Annotated in this window: 12 protein-coding genes; 5 read left to right on the forward strand and 7 right to left on the reverse strand. The window is 69.7% G+C overall.

The features are described 5' to 3' along the window. Positions 1-5 precede the first annotated feature (5 nt). The 5 genes from HB662_RS29610 to HB662_RS03815 all read right to left on the reverse strand — a co-directional run bounded on the left by HB662_RS29610 (position 6) and on the right by HB662_RS03815 (position 9,771). Complete coding sequence (locus HB662_RS29610) at positions 6-128, reverse strand: hypothetical protein (RefSeq protein ID WP_280863885.1); 123 nt, start codon at positions 126-128, stop codon at positions 6-8. An 8-nt stretch (positions 129-136) separates the two neighbouring features. Continuing rightward, positions 137-1,726, reverse strand: a complete 1,590-nt coding sequence (locus HB662_RS03800) for a hydantoinase/oxoprolinase family protein (protein WP_168047271.1) — start codon at positions 1,724-1,726, stop codon at positions 137-139. Next, entirely contained in the window at positions 1,723-2,811 is a 1,089-nt protein-coding gene (locus HB662_RS03805) for a DUF917 domain-containing protein (RefSeq protein ID WP_168047273.1), read from the reverse strand. The genes HB662_RS03800 and HB662_RS03805 overlap by 4 nt, the downstream gene beginning before the upstream one ends. Before the next feature lie 91 nt (positions 2,812-2,902). Next, positions 2,903-3,460, reverse strand: coding sequence for an invasion associated locus B family protein (locus tag HB662_RS03810; protein ID WP_168047275.1), 558 nt, complete (start codon positions 3,458-3,460; stop codon positions 2,903-2,905). Between the two features lie 44 nt (positions 3,461-3,504). Then, positions 3,505-9,771 carry an autotransporter outer membrane beta-barrel domain-containing protein gene (locus HB662_RS03815; protein WP_168047277.1) on the reverse strand — a complete coding sequence of 2,089 codons (6,267 nt, stop codon included), beginning with the start codon at positions 9,769-9,771 and terminating at the stop codon, positions 3,505-3,507. A 282-nt stretch (positions 9,772-10,053) separates the two neighbouring features. On the opposite strand from HB662_RS03815, the gene HB662_RS03820 reads away from it, so the two are divergent. After that, positions 10,054-10,485 (forward strand): tetratricopeptide repeat protein, encoded by a 432-nt coding sequence (locus HB662_RS03820; protein ID WP_168047278.1) that lies wholly within the window; start codon positions 10,054-10,056, stop codon positions 10,483-10,485. An 18-nt stretch (positions 10,486-10,503) separates the two neighbouring features. Here HB662_RS03820 and HB662_RS03825 read toward each other — a convergent pair whose 3' ends face one another. Next, entirely contained in the window at positions 10,504-11,715 is a 1,212-nt protein-coding gene (locus tag HB662_RS03825) for a helix-turn-helix transcriptional regulator (protein WP_168047280.1), read from the reverse strand. A 139-nt stretch (positions 11,716-11,854) separates the two neighbouring features. After that, positions 11,855-12,022: a hypothetical protein gene (locus HB662_RS03830; RefSeq protein WP_168047282.1), complete on the reverse strand. Its 168-nt coding sequence runs from the start codon at positions 12,020-12,022 to the stop codon at positions 11,855-11,857. Positions 12,023-12,200: 178 nt separating this feature from the next. On the opposite strand from HB662_RS03830, the gene HB662_RS03835 reads away from it, so the two are divergent. The 4 genes from HB662_RS03835 to HB662_RS03850 all read left to right on the forward strand — a co-directional run bounded on the left by HB662_RS03835 (position 12,201) and on the right by HB662_RS03850 (position 16,630). Next, positions 12,201-12,719 (forward strand): phenolic acid decarboxylase, encoded by a 519-nt coding sequence (locus HB662_RS03835; protein WP_168047284.1) that lies wholly within the window; start codon positions 12,201-12,203, stop codon positions 12,717-12,719. Between the two features lie 270 nt (positions 12,720-12,989). Continuing rightward, complete coding sequence (locus tag HB662_RS03840) at positions 12,990-14,273, forward strand: amidohydrolase (protein ID WP_168047286.1); 1,284 nt, start codon at positions 12,990-12,992, stop codon at positions 14,271-14,273. 228 nt (positions 14,274-14,501) lie between these two features. Then, the gene (locus tag HB662_RS03845; protein WP_168047288.1) at positions 14,502-15,146 is read left to right on the forward strand and encodes a UbiX family flavin prenyltransferase; all 645 of its coding nucleotides are present in this window, start codon (positions 14,502-14,504) and stop codon (positions 15,144-15,146) included. Beyond that, a complete protein-coding gene (locus tag HB662_RS03850) occupies positions 15,137-16,630 on the forward strand; it encodes a UbiD family decarboxylase (protein ID WP_168047290.1) in 1,494 nt (497 codons plus the stop codon). Before HB662_RS03845 ends, HB662_RS03850 begins: the two co-directional genes overlap by 10 nt. The last annotated feature ends 7 nt before the right edge of the window (positions 16,631-16,637 follow it).

Below are 16,637 nucleotides of genomic sequence, written 5' to 3' on the forward strand. Positions count from 1 at the left end.
GATTCCTATTCTTCGAACAGCCAGAGCTGCCCATTGGCTGCGCTGATCCGGCATGGTCGCTCGTGCCGAGGCGGCGCGGCGAAACGCTGCGCGCGGCGGTTGGCGGCGTCGCGCACGATGTCACGCAAGAAGGGCATCACCGTGGTCCAGGTGAGCACGGTCGACCTGAACTGCTCTGGGTGGTGAGCCGCCTGATCTCCCCGATGACGCGTACACGGATACGGCGTGCGTTGCCGGGAAGATAAGCGATCGGGATGTCTTCCACGTCCAGCGTCTGCACGCTGCTCGCCTCGGCGCCGGCCTCGATCGCCCGCCGCGTTGCTTCGCGGCTTGCCCGATCCAGCGCGGTCTCACGCTCGACGCCCGAGAAGATCCGGTCCACTTCGCCACTGACCTGCGCGATGGCCGCGCCGACGGCATTGGCCACCGCATGGTGTTCGATGCGCACCACCTCGGAAATCCCTTCCATGTGGTCGGGTACGAGAAAGCTGCCGCCGCCCACCGCGATCAGGGGCATTGGCGCGGCGTCGGTCTTCATGCGATCCACCACCTCGGCAACCATGCGCTCCATGCGGGCCAGGCTGTCGCGAACCAGCGCCGCGGGTAGCGCGCGCACGCGTCGAGGATCCCCCAGCGCGAGGCGCCCTGCCGCCACTGCGATATCCGTGGCAGTCAGCGTATCCCCGCCGAAGCACAGCGCTTTCTCCGGCAGTCGGAAGCCAACGCTGCCCGGCCCGATCCGGCGACCTCCCTCGCCGACTTCCGTGCCGCCGCCGAGGCCGATGGAGATCAGGTCCGGCATTCGGAACAGTGTGCGCACACCGCCGATCTCGACGGTCGCATTGGCCTGGCGCGGAAAGCCGCCCTTGAGGCAACCGACATCGCTTGTCGTCCCGCCCACATCGACCACCAGCGCATCGCTCAGGCCCGAAAGAAAGGCCGCGCCACGCATGCTGTTGGTGGGGCCCGAGGCGAAGCAGTAAACCGGGTGGCGCTCCGCCACCGCGCCCTGCACGATGGTGCCGTCATTCTGGGTCAGATACAGCGGCGCGGCGATGCCGCTGTCGCGCAGCGCGCGCCGGAAGGCCGCCGTTGTGCGCTGCGCGAGACCCTGCAGACCCGCATTCAGCAACGCTGCATTCTCACGCTCGAGCATCCCGATGCGACCGATCTCGTGAGACAGCGTGATGCGGACATCGGGCATGACCTCCCGCACGACCTCCGCGGCCTCGCGCTCACATTCATCGGTGAGCGGGGAAAAGACGCTGGTGATGGCCATGGCGGTGATGCCGCTGTCTGCGATGCGGTGCGCCTCACTGCGCACGGCCGCGCGGTCGAGCGGCACCAGGATCCGCCCGTCATACTCGTGCCCACCGCGCAGCATGTGGGTGCTGCCGCGCATCACGCCCGCCAGATCCTTCGGCCAGCCGATGAAAGGCGGGAGCCCGGCATTGGCAGGCAGGCCGACTCGCAGTGCGGCGACGCGGTCGAGATGCCGGCGTTCGATCACGGCATTGGTGAAGTGGGTGGTGCCGATCATCACCGCCTCGATGCGCTCAGCCGCCGGCAGGCCGGCAGCCGCGGCGAGCAGATCGGCCAAGGCCTGACGGACGCCGTCGGCGACATCGGCGGTGGTCGGGCTCTTCACCGCGGCGAGCACCTTGCCGTCCTCCAGCAGCACGGCATCGGTGTTCGTGCCGCCGACATCGATTCCGATGCGGCTCATGCCGGATGCTCCTCGAAGACGCTGCGGAAATCGATGTCATGGCCGAAGGCGCGCGGACCGACATGGCGCAGCCCTTCCTCCGTCCGATGGATCGGCTGCGATGGCAGGGCGATCACCGTCACGCGCTGGCCGTAGCGCAGGCTCTCCGTGCCGATCGCCTCGCCTGAGATGCTGTCGAGCACGCAGATCAGGTCGGGCGTGGTGACAATCACTGCGCCATCGCGGTGGCCGATGGTGAACTCATTCTGGAACTTGATCTCGAAGCGCGCGCCGGCATCAGCATCGAGCCCCGAAAGGCTGAGCGATCCGCGGAGGAAGCCCTCGGTGGTGCGGCGCTGCACATCCATCACCTTGCCCGTGAACAGCCGCTTGCCATGGGCGGCCGCCACGGTCGCCAAGACGGGGTCCTCATGCGCCGTCCTGGCGCGGCGCACCTCGCGGCCCAGCGCGATGGCCTGCGACAGGCTGCGCAGCACGGCGTGACGCTTCACCTCGGCCCCGGTGCGTGGTGCCTGGCAGGTTGTCGCGACCGATCCGTATTCCGTGCAGAGCTTGCGCCGGACACGCTCCATCTCCCGCCAGCCGGAGGCGCTGGGGATGATCACGTCATTGTCGCGGATGTCCGAAACCACATGTGGGACCATCTGCAGCCCGGCGATGGAGAAGGTCTGCATCTGTGCCTCGGGATAGGCCCGGCCCATCGCGTCCGCATCAACGACCGGCAGGCCGGATGCCGCGGCGACGAGGAGGGGCTGGAAGGCGTTGCAGCCGCCGATCTCCACCGTCATCACGGCCCGGAATCGACGGCCGAGATAGGCCTCCATCATCCGCACCGGCTTGAGTGCGAAGGCGGCGTCGGTCATCCGTTCCTGGAAGACCAGCGGCGCGCCCATCGTCGAGACCACGGCCACGAGGTCGTCATCGGCGAGTTCATCGGGGTCGAGAAGCGCGATGCGGCCGCCATCCTCGTAGAATTGCCGGGCGACGAGATGGGAGGCATAGGGCGAACCGCCGCCACCGGTTCCCAGAATCCAGGCGCCGATGGACAGAAGATCAAGCTCGTCAGCGTCGATCAGCCGCGACATGGTGGTCCTTCCTCTCACAGCCTGCTCGTCGTCCTAAAGCGCTCCCCGGTCTGCTCGTGCCTGGCCCGCTCGTAGCCATGCCCGTCCCGATCTACATCGATCTCAGCGCCCGCAATGCGGCGGCGAGTCCGCGCGTCGGCATCTGGAACACGATCGGCGCGCCATCGGCGTTGCGGTATTCCAGCCGCATCGTCTCGGCGCGGCCGGCGGCGGCCATCTGTGTCTCATCCTGCTGGCCTTCGGCAAAGCAACCCTGCGGTACGCAGCGTTGGAAGGGCAGCGTGGCGGCAGCGGTATCCTCGACCACCAGCCGCGCCGGCTCGGATACGGTCACGCTGACACCGACCTGGACGGAAACGCCAAGGTTGGTCGTATTCGTGCCCTGCCGCATCAGGAGCTGTACGAGAGGCTGTGCCCGCTGGTCGATGATGGTCAGCGACACATCGCAACTCCGCCCCTCGGCACCCGTCGTCTGGCAGCGCAGCATCCACTCCCCGTACTGGGCCGTCGTGCGATCCGGCTGGAGGGTGGTCGCCGTCTGTGGTGTGGCGGGTGCCACGGACCTTGGCACCTGGGCCATCGCCATGGCCGGCATGGCCGCGAGCGCCGCAATGACCGCCACGCCACGCGGCCATGCCCCGCGCGCCACGCGTTCTTGCCTCGGCATCGTCGTAACCCTTCTTGGCTGTTTGATCAGAAGCGATATGCGACGCGCGCCATGCCGGTATGGGCGGCAAATCCATCACCGATATCCGCACTGTATTGCACGCGAATCGCCAGGTTGCCGGTGGTGTAGAGGTTCGCGCCGAGAGCGAACCGCCCGAGCATGTCGGGGATCGGTGTCGTCGCCCGGAAGTTGCTGGTGCCCGCCGGTGCTGCGGCAAAGCGTGCGTCCGCCGCCCAGCCGTCGTTGCCGTACAGGCTGAGCCCGGCGCTTGCGAAAAGATGCAGCGTGCCCGTCTCGCCAAGGTTGATCCGCGTCCCGAGCTCGAGCGCGCCGGTCCCGGCGACCGTGGTGCTGGAGGCCGAAGACACCGCCAGGTTGAACGGCGCCGCGCCCGTCTCGGTGTACCCGCTATTGGCGACGTTGATCAGCCGCAGCTCGGCCATCGGGCGCAGATAGAAGCCGTCGAACGCCGCCTGGTAGCTGGCCCGCAGCGTTCCCCCAACATGCCAGGCGTCAGGCGAAGCCGTCGCGGTCTGCACGAAGTCCCCGACCTCGACCTGGCGGGAACTGCTATAGTTGCCGAAGCCCGCATCGATCGCGCCGGTGAACAGCCAGTTGCCCGGATTGTACTTCACCGCCAACCCGCCAACCCAGCCATTGCCGGTGACACGCGACGTGCCCTGCTCGCCCGAGAAGCGGGTGTTCTCATAGGCCGCCGAGGCGCCTATGAACCAGTCGGGGGCGAATTCCCACTGCCCGCCGAGCTGCACCGTCTCGGTGTTCACGCGATAGCCCAGCGCACCGTCCAGCGCGTTCTGCGTGGCGGTGCTGCCGGTCGCGCGAACCCAGCTGCAGTTCTCCTCGCGCAGCACCAGGCTCTCATTCACGAAGGTCGGGCAGCTCTGCATGTTGTTGACGAAGGTCTGGCTGCTGGCGAAGCGCCAGGCGGCGATGGCCCCGAGGGTCTGGCCCGAAAGCGTGTCCATCGCCCTTCCATAGGTGGCGCCATCGTCGATGCCGGCAAGCAGCGTGAAGCCGTTGTCGCCAAGCGAGCCACCGCTGTCCCAGACCTGCTGCAGGTGCCCCGCGATCGGGGCCTGCGCGGCGCCAAGGCCGCTGGCGACATTCACGAAGTCGGCGCGCGGGTGGATGCGCAGGCTGGTGCCGTCGCTCAGCGGCTGGAAGTTGAAGGCCGCGGTCCGCGTGGCGGTGGTTGCCGGGTCGAGCGTGACGCCTCCGGTTGCGGTCAACACGGTGACGGGTGCGTTGGCCACGCTGGCCGGACGGGTCTCGACCCGGCCGGCAATGGTGGCCGCCCCATGCACGGTCAGCAGGTCGCCACGCCGCGCCGCGTGGTCGGTGTCCACCACCAGGCGGCCGCCCGCGCTCTGCGTCAGCGAGCCGGTCAGCGTCGTCCCCGCCATGGAGCGGCCATGGCCGACCTCGAGCGTGCCGGCATTGTTCACCCGCCCGGCGGCGCCGAGATCCACCACGGGACCCATCTGCCACTGGCCGCCGCCGGCATTCGTGAAGACGCTGGCATCGCCGAGCACGGCGGACCCCATGATGCCGCCGTAGTTGACGATATGGGCCGTGGCCCGGGTGTTGGCGGAGTCGGCCCAGGTGGCGAAGGCCAGCCCGGCCGCCTGGGCGTTGATGATGCCGTAGTTGTTGACGGCATTGGCATCCGCGCCGCCGATGAAGACCGCGCCCGCCGCATTGACGTCGGTCGCGATCCAGCCGCCCGGGCCGACATTCAGCGTCGTGTTGTTGGTGCCGCTCGGGTTGCCCTGGCTGATCATCGCGATGCCATAGGCATTGGCGCCGTGGACGAAGATCGTGCCGCCATCGTGGTTCACCGTCACCTGGCCGACGCTGGCGCAATCACTGCCGCAGCTTCCCGCCGAGGCCGCCGTGACCAGCGTGCCCGGCGTACCGACGGCCGGGCCGAAGGCGCCGCCGAGCGCGGTGCTCTGCGCGAAGATGCCATGCGCATAGGCGCCGCTGACATGAATGTCGGCGCTGTTGTTGACGGTGACGGTGCCGCCATAGCTCTGCGCCTGGTAGTTCACCGTCCGGTAAGTCATGGCGACGCCGTCCATGCCACCGACGATGCCGCCGCCGGCGACGCTCTGCGCGAGGATGCCGACCGCGCCGTCGCCGGTCGTGGTGATCACCGAGGGGCCGACCGTGGTGACCGTGACGGCGCCGGCATTGCTGCCCGCCACCGCGAGCTCCGGCGCAATGAAGTTCGCCATCGCGTAGGGGGTGTAGTCGGTGATGGCGATGCCGCCGCCATTGCCGACTGACTGGGCCAGGATGCCGTAGGAATTCTGCCCGCCGGTCGAGATGTTCCCCCAGCTTATCCCGTTCGGCTGCAGCGTGACATTGACCGGCCCGCCCGTGGAACCGGCCGGGGCATTCGCCATGAAGCGGAAATCGACCCATTGCGGGCTGTCCGCCGGCAGGCTGTTCAGCGCGCTGGTCCAGCCGCCGGTCCGCGGGTTGTAGACACCCGACATCGCCGCGGCGATGCCGCCGCCGCCGCCGACGCTCTGCGCCAGCACGCCCGGCGATTCATCGCCCGTGGTCGTGACGTTGCTGGTGGTGACGGCGACCGGGCCGCCGGCCGGGGCGTTCCAGGCCGCGCGGCCATTGCCGGTGCGATCCATGCCCAGCGTGACGGTGCCGAGAAGCCCCGAACCGTCGGTGGTGTTACTCGCGCCCATCATGGTGACGCCGCCATGGCCGCCACCGCCACCGATGCTCTGCGCCAGGATGCCCGGCGAGGCGTCGCCGCCGGTCACGATGACGCCGCTGACGGTGACCCCGACACGGCCGCCGGATCCGCTCAGGCCGTTGGCGCCGCCCAGGCTCATGGACAGGGTCACCTTGCTGCTGCTGATCTGCGCCTGGTCCATCGCCGGGTTGGAGGCGCCGCCGAGGCCGCCGCCGCCGCCGATGCTCTGCGCGAAGATTGCCGGCGAGAGCGGCCCTGCGGTCGTGATGCTGCCGGCATTCAGGACGGTCACCTGACCGCCATTGCCCGCCCCGCCGCCGCTGCCGGAGAGCCCGGCGCCGAGGTTGACGGTCAGGCTGCTCTCGGAGGATTCGGGCGTCTCCGGCTTGGCGGCCGCCATGTTGCTGTCGATGTAGGCGTTGACGACGGCGCTCAGCGTGCCGGGCTGGTCGAAATAGCCGGCGACCTGGCCGGTCCATTGGTAGACGCCGTCGACCACCTGCGTAACCTCGCCGTTCAGGCCGAGGCCCTGCTGCATCAGCGTATTGACGGTGAAGTTCGGGTCGTCGTCGCCGCTTTGGCCGCCATTGCCGCCGCGGCCGCCGCCGCCGCCGACGCTCTGCGCGAAGATGCCGGCGGAATGGCCACCGAGCGTCTGGATCGTGCCGGTGCCGTTGTCCACGGCAACGGTGTGGCCACTGCCGCCGGAGCCGCCATTGGCACCCAGGGAGATATTCAGGATGACCGTGCCGCTGCCACCATTCGCGCTGGCGTTGCCGCCATTGCCGCCGCCGCCGCCGATGCTGTGGGCATAGATGCCATCGGACCCGTCGCCCATCGTCGCGATCGCGCCGGCGCCGTAGCCCCCCGCGCCCGTCGGGTCGGGCGTATTGGCCGCCGTGACGTAGTTGGTGACGGTGACGTTGCCGCCTTCGCCACCCACGCCGCCGGTGCCGCCCAGGCTGACATTGACGGCGAGCCCCGTGCCCTCGCGGTCGGTGTAGTTGTCCGCGCTCGCATTGCCGTAGCCGCCGGTGCCGCCGCCGCCGCCGATGCTCTGCGCGGAGATGCCCGGCGCCAGCCGGTTCAGCGTCCAGATCAGGCCGCTGTTGTTGACGTTCACGCTGCGGCCATCGCCGCCGCCGGCGCCACTGCCGCCGATCGCGGTGGTGATGCTCAGGCTGGAGGGCGTGATCGAGCTGGTGGTGGCGGTCGAATCGCCGCCGGTGCCGCCGCCACCGCCGATGCTCTGCGCGATGATGCCATGCGCGCCGACGCCCTGGGCGATGACCATGCCGGCATTCAACACGGCGACCGGCCCGCCATCGCCGCCGCGGCCGCCATTACCGCCGATCGAGGCGGTGAGCTGGATCGTGGGTGTTTCCTCCGGCGAGAGGTTGACCATCAGGTTCTCGGCGACGCTGGCGCCGCCATGGCCGCCGCCGCCGCCGATGCTCTGCGCGCGGATGCCATGCGCGTCGCCGCCCATGGTCAGGACCTGGCCGTAGTTCAGCACCGTGGCCGTGCCGCCGGTGGGGCAGGCGCCGTTCGGGGTGCAGCCGCCACCGGTGCCGCCCACGGCGGCCGCCGCGCTCAGGTTGATCACGCCGCTGGCGCTGATATTGTAGGCATGCGCCGCGCCGCCATTGCCGCCGCCGCCGCCGATGCTCTGCGCGTCGATGCCCACGGCATGCAGGCCGGTGGTCTGGACCACGCCGAAATTGGTCACCTCCGCCAAGCCACCGGCACCGCCGGTGCCGCCATTGCCGCCGATCGCGAAGGCGCCCACGCCGAGATCGGCGGTGTTGGCGTCGCCGCCGCGACCGCCGCCGCCGCCCACGCTCAGGGCGGACAGGCCCCGCGCCCTGCTGCCGGTCGTCGAGACGACGCCGCCCGGAAACAGCCCTTCGCTGAAGAGGCCGTTGAAGACCATGGCCGTTCCGCCATCGCCGCCGTTGCCGCCGTGGCCGCCGAACGCCAGGGACATGCCCAGACCGCCGCCCTCGACGTCGCCACCGATGCCGCCGCCGCCGCCCACGCTCAGCGCAAGCACGCCATCGGCATGCCGGCCCGTCGTGGTGAGGATGGTGCCGTCGGTCACGGTGATGGTCGAATCGAGGCCATTCCCGCCCGTGCCGCCTGCGCCGCCGCTCCGGCTCCAGACGGCACCGGCCTCCCCGCCCGTGCCACCGGCCGCGCCGGCGCTGACCGCCACGAGGCCCATGGCGCCGTAGCCGGTGGTCTGGATGCGGCCGCCATCCACGTTGATCTGCACGGACCCGCCATTGCCGCCGGCTCCGCCATTGCCGCCATGCGATACGATGTTGCCGTTCGCCACGTCGCTGTATCCGCCGAGCCCGCCGATGCTGGCCGCGGACATCGCGGCCGTCATGACCGAGGCGTTGGCCGTGGTCGATCCGTTGGTGCCGGCATCGACGGTGATCTGGCCGCCGGTGCCCGGGCCGCTGGCCCCTTGCGCGGTGACGCTGGCCCCCTCCAGGTTCAGGATGATGAGCCCGCCCAGGCCACCGGCGCCACCGGTGCCGGCGGTCACGGAACCGATTTCCGAACCCGCCTCGGCACCCCAGCCGCCGTTGCCGCCCCGGCTGATGGCGACGATGCCGGAGCCGGCGGAGGTGATCGTGCCCCCGATCGGGGTCGCCGGTGTCTGGATGGCACCGCCGGACTGGCCCGACGCGCCGTTCGGGCCATAGGCATGATCGATGTGGGTGACGGTGCCATCCCCGCCATTGCCGCCATTCCCGCCGCTGGACTGCAGGATGATGGCGGGCGTGCCGGGGGCGGTGGCCGCGACGCTCGCCCCGGCGACCATGCCGAAGGTGATCGAACCGGCGCTGCCGGATGTGCCGGCCCGACCGCCGGTCCCGCGATTGGCCGGGTTCCCGCCGGTGCCACCCGATCCGCCATTGGCGACGATCGCGATAGCCGGGCCGGCGCCCTGGTTGGTGATCGAGCCCGGCTGGGCCGGCGAACCGCCGATCTGCAGCGTCGCGCTGCCGGCGCCTAAGCCGGCGCCGCCATCACCGCCGTTCTGGTAGGCGCAGGTGTCGCAGTCGCTGGTGCCCCCCCGGCCGCCATTGCCGCCGGAGGTGTCGAGCCCGATCAACGGCCCGGCGCTGTTGGACTGCCAGGTGACGCCGGCGGGCACCGTGATGTCCACGGCCGTGCCGGCACCGCCGGGGCCGCCTGAAGTCGGCGGATTGCCTTCGTTCCCTGGCGTGCCTGCCGTGCCGGACAGGTGCGGCACGTAGGGCAGGCTCTGGTTGGGCGGCAGCACGGTCTGCGCGGTCGCCACGCCCAACAGGGCAAAGGCCACGAGCCCGCTGGCCGTGGTCAATGCCGTGGTGGTGCGCAGATGGCGCAGCCAGGTCGCCCGACCCGGCAGAGGCTGTGCCGTCGGGCCGGGACGCTGGAGGCGGATGGCATCCGCCACCCGCTCGCGGTCGGCGCGACGCGCCGCGCCGCGCCGGTGCGCCTTCTCGGTGGTGCCTCGATGCGGGGCGGCCGACGGCGCTGGGATGATGTGCAGCATGGGAAGATCCTCGCCTTGCGTTCGGTGTGCGAAGCTTCCCGCAGCATTCGGGTCCGGCTCATGCCCAGAACTCGTCATCGCGAACGAATTCGCCGGGGGCCTGCCGCGCCTGCTGCGCGAAGCGGAATTGCCGGCGTCGGGGCATCGCGATCCTGCCTCAGCGCTGTCGCGCTCCGCGCTGGCGCTGCGCTCGCAGTCGATGGACGCACGAAGGCGGCGGCGGAGGAGGCACGCCTGGCCTTCGATTCAGCGCCGTGACGCAGCACGGTACGCGGACGGCCTATGCCGAAGCCCTGGTCGTGGCTGGCCCCGCGGGAGGCCGTGGAGGCGATGCGGGAGACGCTCGCCTTCGATCCGCACTGCCCGCCGCGCACGCGCGCCGTTCTGGGCCGCTCATTGCTGCTGGCGGATCAGCCCGAGGATGCGTTGCGCCAATTGCATCTCTGCGCCGCGCAGATGCCCGATTTCGCGCCCTGCCAGGGCACCATCGTGGTCGCGGCGATCGAGACAGGGCTGATCGAGGAAGCGCGCGTGGCGCTCGCGCAGATGCGGCGGTTGCACCCGGAATGGGCAGCCGGCGGGAAGCCCTTCCCCCGGTTCCTGCGCCGGCCGGAGGACATATCTCGATTCGAGAAGGCGTTCAGCCTGGCCAGGCGCCTCGATTCAGTAGCCGCCGCCGGTGGGCTGATGACGCCGAGCGCCACGGCATCCTGAGCGGTTGCCCCCGCGCGATCACGAGCCGGCCACGCTTCGCGTCGTGTGGTTTGCGCCAACGGCCGCGAGCGTCGCCAGGACCCGCTCAAGATCCCGCAGATTGGCGACTTCGGATTTTCGCAGGATGGCGCGGATCTGGTTCCTGACCGTGTCGAGCGAGACGGCACGGCGCTGCGCCACATCCTCCGCGCTCGCACCGCCGATGAGCCGGATCGCCACCTCGGCCTCGGTCGGGCTCAGTTCAAAGAGGTCGCAGAGCATCGCCGCCGGCGGCGATGCCCGGCGCACCAGATCCTCGATGACGACCAGCGCGAGGCCAGCCGACTCGCGCGTCGCCGGATCGGCATCGACCAGCAGCGATGCTGGCACCGGCGAGATGAGGGCCGCCTGCATCGGGGCCAGATCGCCGCCGTCGTCGCGCGGTCGGATGCGCAGCGACCCGCCCGCCCCGCCTTGCGCCGCCGAGGTGACCAATTGCCGCAGAGCCCGCGCATCGTCACGGTGCAGCGCGGTGAGGTGAGTGCTGCCTTGCTGAATGTGCGGTCCCGAAGCGAGCATCGCCAATCCCGAGCCTGGTCGCGACAGCGCATGCCGGCTCGCGGCATTGGCGAAGCGCACCCGCGATCCGGCATCGACGATCACCACGCTGGTCGGCAACGCGTCGAGCGTGCTGACCGTCATGCGGAGGGAAGTATCCTGCGCCGCCAATCGTTCCCGCAGGTCGAGCGCCCGTTGTACATGTGGCAGCAGCATCTCGAGCAGGCGACAATCCTGGGCCGTGAAGGGGCAGGAGGTCTCGGCGCGATGCAGGCCGATCGGCGTAGGATGCTGCCCGCCCACCATGCCGCCGACCAGGTAGCGCCGGCCATGGTGGCGTGCGTAGTCGGCGTAGTATTCGCTTCGCAGGAATTCGTGTTCGGGCACGATCTCCGCGCTGAGCTTGGCCCGCAACAAATGATGCTGCCGCGCCTGGGCGAAATCCCGTCCCGCTTGGCGCCGGATCGGATCCACGCTGTGAAAATAGGCGGCATAGGCGGCCTCGGCCTCGCCCAACGGGGCCAGCAATTCCCGAGGCGCCCCGATGGCGCCGGGGACGATCAGGCTGGCACGATCAGCGGCGAAGAGCCGACGCATCTGCGACCCGACATCGAGCCATGCCACGCTGCCGGATGCGGCGTCATAGATGGTCCCGATGCATGCCATGACTGCGCCATGCGGGTCCCGCGCCATGTTCCTGCCCACCGAAGGTGCACGGCTGTTACAATACCGGGGGGGCACCGACGCCGCAATGCGATAATCCGCGGCGGAGCGCCCGCGCCGCCTGCCTGCCGGCGACTGGCCGCTCCCGGGCGCTGGCACTGCCTGGGGCTCAGCGCTGGGCATGGTGCTGGCGCATCGCATCCAGCGCCGCACAGGCCGGCGCCTGTCCAGTAGCGGCGAGCGCCTGCGCAACCGGGGCTGGCGACCGAGCGGCCTCGACGATCGGTGGGTTGCCGGCGGAAGCGGGACCGGCGGCGAGGGCGAGGCAGGGCTTCATTGCAAGGGCGCTCCGGAAGGGTCGCTCAGGGGCCGCCACGCGGCGCAGGCATCCTCGCCCGCCCGGCAGGCCCGGCGCATGGCCAGAATTGGTCATGCCTGCGCCGCCGCGCCTGGTGCACCCATGGTGCCGCAACGGCCCGGTATCCTGCCGCGCGGCGCATTGCACGGAGATCAGGATGTCTGACCCCCTCGCCTCCACAAGACCTGCCGAGATCGCGCCGTTTGTCGGCAAGCACTACATCTACACCTACGACAATGGCTGGCAGTACGAGTTCTACATCAAGAACGAGCGGCGCATCGAATACCGCGTCCATAGCGGCATCGTCGGTGGGCGCTGGGTCAAGGACCAGGAGGCGCACATCGTCCGCATCGCCGACGGCGTCTTCAAGGTATCCTGGGTGGAGCCGACCGGAACCTGCGTCAGCGTCGCGGTCAACCTTGACGAGCGGCGCGTGCACGGCGCCACCTTCTTTCCACGCTGGGTGGTGGACGGACCACAGAAGATCGTCTGCTTCCAGAACCCCCAGATCGAGCTGATGCAGCGTTACCGCGATGCGGGGCCGACCTATCCGACCGAACTTGTCGACGAGTTCGCCGACATCACCTTCATCGAGAATTGCGCGCGCGACGACGAGACGGTGATCGCCTGCGGCCCGGAGGCCCTGCCGATCGGCTATACGGCCCGACGCAACTGAGATGTCCGTGCTTGGGCCGCGCCGCGCCGGTGCGCAGCAATCACAGGGGTCGTGCAGGTGGTGCGGCGACGCAAAGGCCACACACGGTCGAGACCGCCAGCGGATCACGCAGCTCCTGGCGCTCATCGAACATCCCGACGCACTGCCCGCAGACCTTGCACTGCGTCTTGGAGCGCTGCTCCTGGCGCTGACGCATGACGGCAGGCCCGCGCAGAGGTGCGACGTCCTACCGCAGCCAACCCGTCACCCCCTGACCTTTGGACGACAGTCATGACCACTGGCGCACCCGGACCGCATCTGCGGCTCTCGACGCCGGCACTCCTGGCCGAGGTCGAGACCGTCTACCGCGATCTGCACGCGCATCCCGAGCTGTCGATGCAGGAGAAGCGGACCGCCGGCATCGCCGCCGACTGGCTCCGGACGGATGGCTATGAGGTTGCCACCGGCATAGGCGGCACCGGCGTGGTGGGCCTGTTGCGCAATGGCGACGGGCCGGCTGTTCTGCTGCGCGCCGACATGGACGCCCTACCAGTCAAGGAGACCACCGGCCTCGACTATGCCAGCAGCGCCACCGGCACCGACCGCTTCGGCCAGCCTGCGGCGATTGCCCATGCCTGCGGCCATGACATGCATGTCGCGTGGCTCATGGGCGCGACGCGGATCCTGGCCGAGCAGCGCGAGACCTGGCGCGGCACCGTCATGGCGGTCTTTCAACCCGGCGAGGAAACCGCCCAGGGAGCCCGCGCCATGATCGAGGACGGCATGGTCCACCGCTTCCCGAAGCCCGATGTGGTGCTTGGCCAGCATGTCGTGCCCGCGCCGGCGGGCAGCATCGGCTGGCGCAGCGGCATCGTCATGGCCGGCGCCGACAGCCTGGAGGTCACGTTGTTCGGTCGCGGCGCGCATGGCTCCATGCCGCAGCGGAGCATCGACCCGGTGGTGATGGCCGCCGCGACCGTGATGCGCCTGCAGACCGTGGTTTCGCGCGAAGTGGCGATGGCCGATTCCGCGGTGCTCACGGTAGGCACGCTGCAGGCCGGTCGCACCGAGAACATCATTCCCGACGACGCGCTGCTGCGGCTCAACGTCCGAACCTTCAATGCTGAAGTGCGCAGCCGCGTACTCGCCGCAATCCGTCGGATCGTCGCAGCCGAGGCGGAGGCCTCCGGTGCACCGAAGCCGCCCGACATCCAGACGCTGGGCCAGCATCCGATACTCAGCAATGACGATACGGCGACGCGCCGGGTGGTGGCCGCCCTGACGCAGCATTTCGGTGCGGAGCGGATTCAAGAAATCCTGCCAGCCTCGGCCAGCGAGGATTTTGGCCTGTTCGGCGCCGCCTGGGGCGTGCCATCCGTCTATTGGTTCATCGGCGGCATCGATGCGAAGGTCTTCGAGGCGGCGATCAAGGCAGGCAAGATCGATGCGCTGCCGGTGAACCACGCGCCCGACTTCGCGCCGGTGATCCATCCGACGCTGGGCGCCGGTATCGAGGCTCTGGTGACCGCGGCCAAAATCTGGCTCGCCACGGATGCGGCCTCGGCCCTGCCCTGATCAATACGATGCCCATGGTTCGGCCTGGCAGCGCTGGCAGGCGCCATGCACGTCGCCCTTGGTCAGTGCGCCGGGATGCCAAGCCTGCCGATGGCGGCGGCTTGCCACCGCCTTCGGAGGGCACGGGAAGATCAATGCGGCCGACCGCTGATCATGACGATTTCTGGCCATGCGTCCCCCAGCGAGGGGGGGCAGGGTGCGCGCATGCAACTCGCCCCAGGAGGCCTCATGCAGAAACATCTTTTCACGCAGCCGCGCCGCCGCATGATCGTCGGCATCAGCGGGGCGACCGGCGTCGTCTACGGGCTGCGCCTGCTCGAATCGCTGCGCAGGTCGGGCATCGAGACGCATCTGGTCATGACCAAGGCGGGCGAGCGCACCCTGGCCTATGAGAGCGGCCACACGGTGCGCGAGGTCCGCGCCATGGCCGATCACTGGTATCCGGATGCGGATATCGGCGCGACCATCGCCTCCGGCTCCTTCCGCACGATGGGGATGGTGGTCGCACCCTGTTCGGTGCGAAGCCTCTCCGCCATCGCGACGGGCAACACCGACGGCTTGCTCACGCGCGCCGCCGATGTCTGCCTCAAGGAACGGCGCCGCGTCGTGCTGATGCTGCGCGAAACGCCGCTGCATGCCGGGCATATTCGCTCCATGGCCGCGGCCACCGACAACGGTGCGATCGTCTTCCCGCCCGTGCCGGCGTTCTACGACCGCCCTGCGACGATCGAGGACATGGTCGATCACACCGTCGGCCGCGTGCTGGACCTCTTCGACATCGAGGCGGGGCTCGTGCGCCGGTGGTCCGGCGGTGCGGCGCTTGTTGCGATGTCCTGCGCCACCGCTGACGAGGAGGTCGTGGCGTGTCGCTGACCGATTTGCGTGCCTACATCGAACACCTGCGCGGCCTGGGCGAGATCCAGGACGTCGCGGCGCCTGTCGCGCTCGACCTGGAACTCGGCGCCATCGTCCGGCGCTGCTACGAAACCCGGTCGCCGGCGCCGCTTTTCACCGCCTTCTCGGACCACCCGGCGGGGTTCCGGATCCTGGGTGCGCCGGCCGGCCTCGGCCGTCAGCCCGGGCGGCAGCTCATCCGCGTTGCGGCGTCGCTGGACATGCCTTTGGACAGCACGGGCCATGACATCGTCAGCGCCCTGGCCGGGAGCCTCGACCTGCCGGCGATCGATCCGGTGATCGTGGACACCGCGCCGTGTTTCGAGAATGTCACCATCGGCGATGCCGTGGACCTGACGCGGCTGCCCGTCCCGCTCCTGCATTGCGGCGATGGCGGGCGCTATCTCAATACCTGGGGCTGCATCGTCGCACGCACGCCGGACGGATCCTGGACCAACTGGTCGATCGCCCGGATGATGCTGCTCGACGGCCGCCGCATGACCGGCCTCGTCGCGGCCGAGCAGCATGTCGGCATGGTGGCCAGGCGCTGGGCCGATCTCGGCAAGCCGATGCCCTTCGCGCTGGCGCTTGGCGTGGAACCGTCCATCCCCTTCATCTGCGGCATGCCGCTGCCGGCGCAGGTCAACGAAGCCGGGCGGCTGGGCGCCTTCCTGCAACGCCCGCTGCGCACGGTACGTTGCCGGACCGTCGACCTCGAGGCGCCGGCCAGTGCCGAGATCCTCATCGAGGGCCATCTGCATCTCGACGAGATGGCCGAGGAGGGACCGATGGGCGAGTTCGCAGGCTATCTCTGGTCCGGCGGCGCGATGAAGCGGCCGGTCTACCATGTCTCGGCGCTCAGTCACCGCAACGACGCCATCCTGCCGGTCGTCGTCGCCGGCGAACCTGTGGAGGAGAACCACACCGCCTGGGGCATCCCGACCGCCGCGGTCATCCTGCACGACCTGCGCGTGGCGGGCCTGCCGGTGACCACCGCCTGGTGCCCCTTCGAAGCGGCGCTGCACTGGCTGGTCGTCACCGTCCCGCGCGACTGGCGCCGGCGCAGCGGCGCCGAAGGCGGGCAGCAATTCTGCCGCCGGATCGGCGAGGTGGTGTTCGGCAGCAAGGCCGGCGCGCTCATCCCAAAGGTCATCGTCGTGCCCGATGACGTGGATCCGACGGACACCAAGGAACTGGTCTGGGCCTTCGCCACGCGCTGCCATCCGCTCGAAGGCCATGCGACCTTCGAGCACATCGCCGCCGCGCCGCTTCTCGCCTATCTGCGCACCAGCGAGAAGATCTCGGCCAGCACGGGCAAGATCGTCTACAACGGCCTGCCGCCCGACGAATGGGGTGAGATGCTGCCGATCCGCGCCTCCTTCCGCCATGGTTATCCGGCAGAGATCGTCGCGCGCGTCACGGATCGCTGGCAGGAGTACGGCTTCGATCCCGTAGGTCCGTGACGTCACG

The organism is Falsiroseomonas frigidaquae (genome assembly GCF_012163145.1).
GTDB lineage: Bacteria > Pseudomonadota > Alphaproteobacteria > Acetobacterales > Acetobacteraceae > Falsiroseomonas > Falsiroseomonas frigidaquae.

Coding starts and splice junctions, on each gene's coding strand:
- HB662_RS03835 (WP_168047284.1), top strand. CDS start 12,201: ATGTCTGACCCCCTCGCCTCCACAAGACCTGCCGAGATCGCGCCGTTT.
- HB662_RS03825 (WP_168047280.1), bottom strand. CDS start 11,715: ATGGCGCGGGACCCGCATGGCGCAGTCATGGCATGCATCGGGACCATC.
- HB662_RS03815 (WP_168047277.1), bottom strand. CDS start 9,771: ATGCTGCACATCATCCCAGCGCCGTCGGCCGCCCCGCATCGAGGCACC.
- HB662_RS03805 (WP_168047273.1), bottom strand. CDS start 2,811: ATGTCGCGGCTGATCGACGCTGACGAGCTTGATCTTCTGTCCATCGGC.
- HB662_RS03845 (WP_168047288.1), top strand. CDS start 14,502: ATGCAGAAACATCTTTTCACGCAGCCGCGCCGCCGCATGATCGTCGGC.
- HB662_RS03830 (WP_168047282.1), bottom strand. CDS start 12,022: ATGAAGCCCTGCCTCGCCCTCGCCGCCGGTCCCGCTTCCGCCGGCAAC.
- HB662_RS03840 (WP_168047286.1), top strand. CDS start 12,990: ATGACCACTGGCGCACCCGGACCGCATCTGCGGCTCTCGACGCCGGCA.
- HB662_RS03800 (WP_168047271.1), bottom strand. CDS start 1,726: ATGAGCCGCATCGGAATCGATGTCGGCGGCACGAACACCGATGCCGTG.
- HB662_RS03820 (WP_168047278.1), top strand. CDS start 10,054: ATGCCGAAGCCCTGGTCGTGGCTGGCCCCGCGGGAGGCCGTGGAGGCG.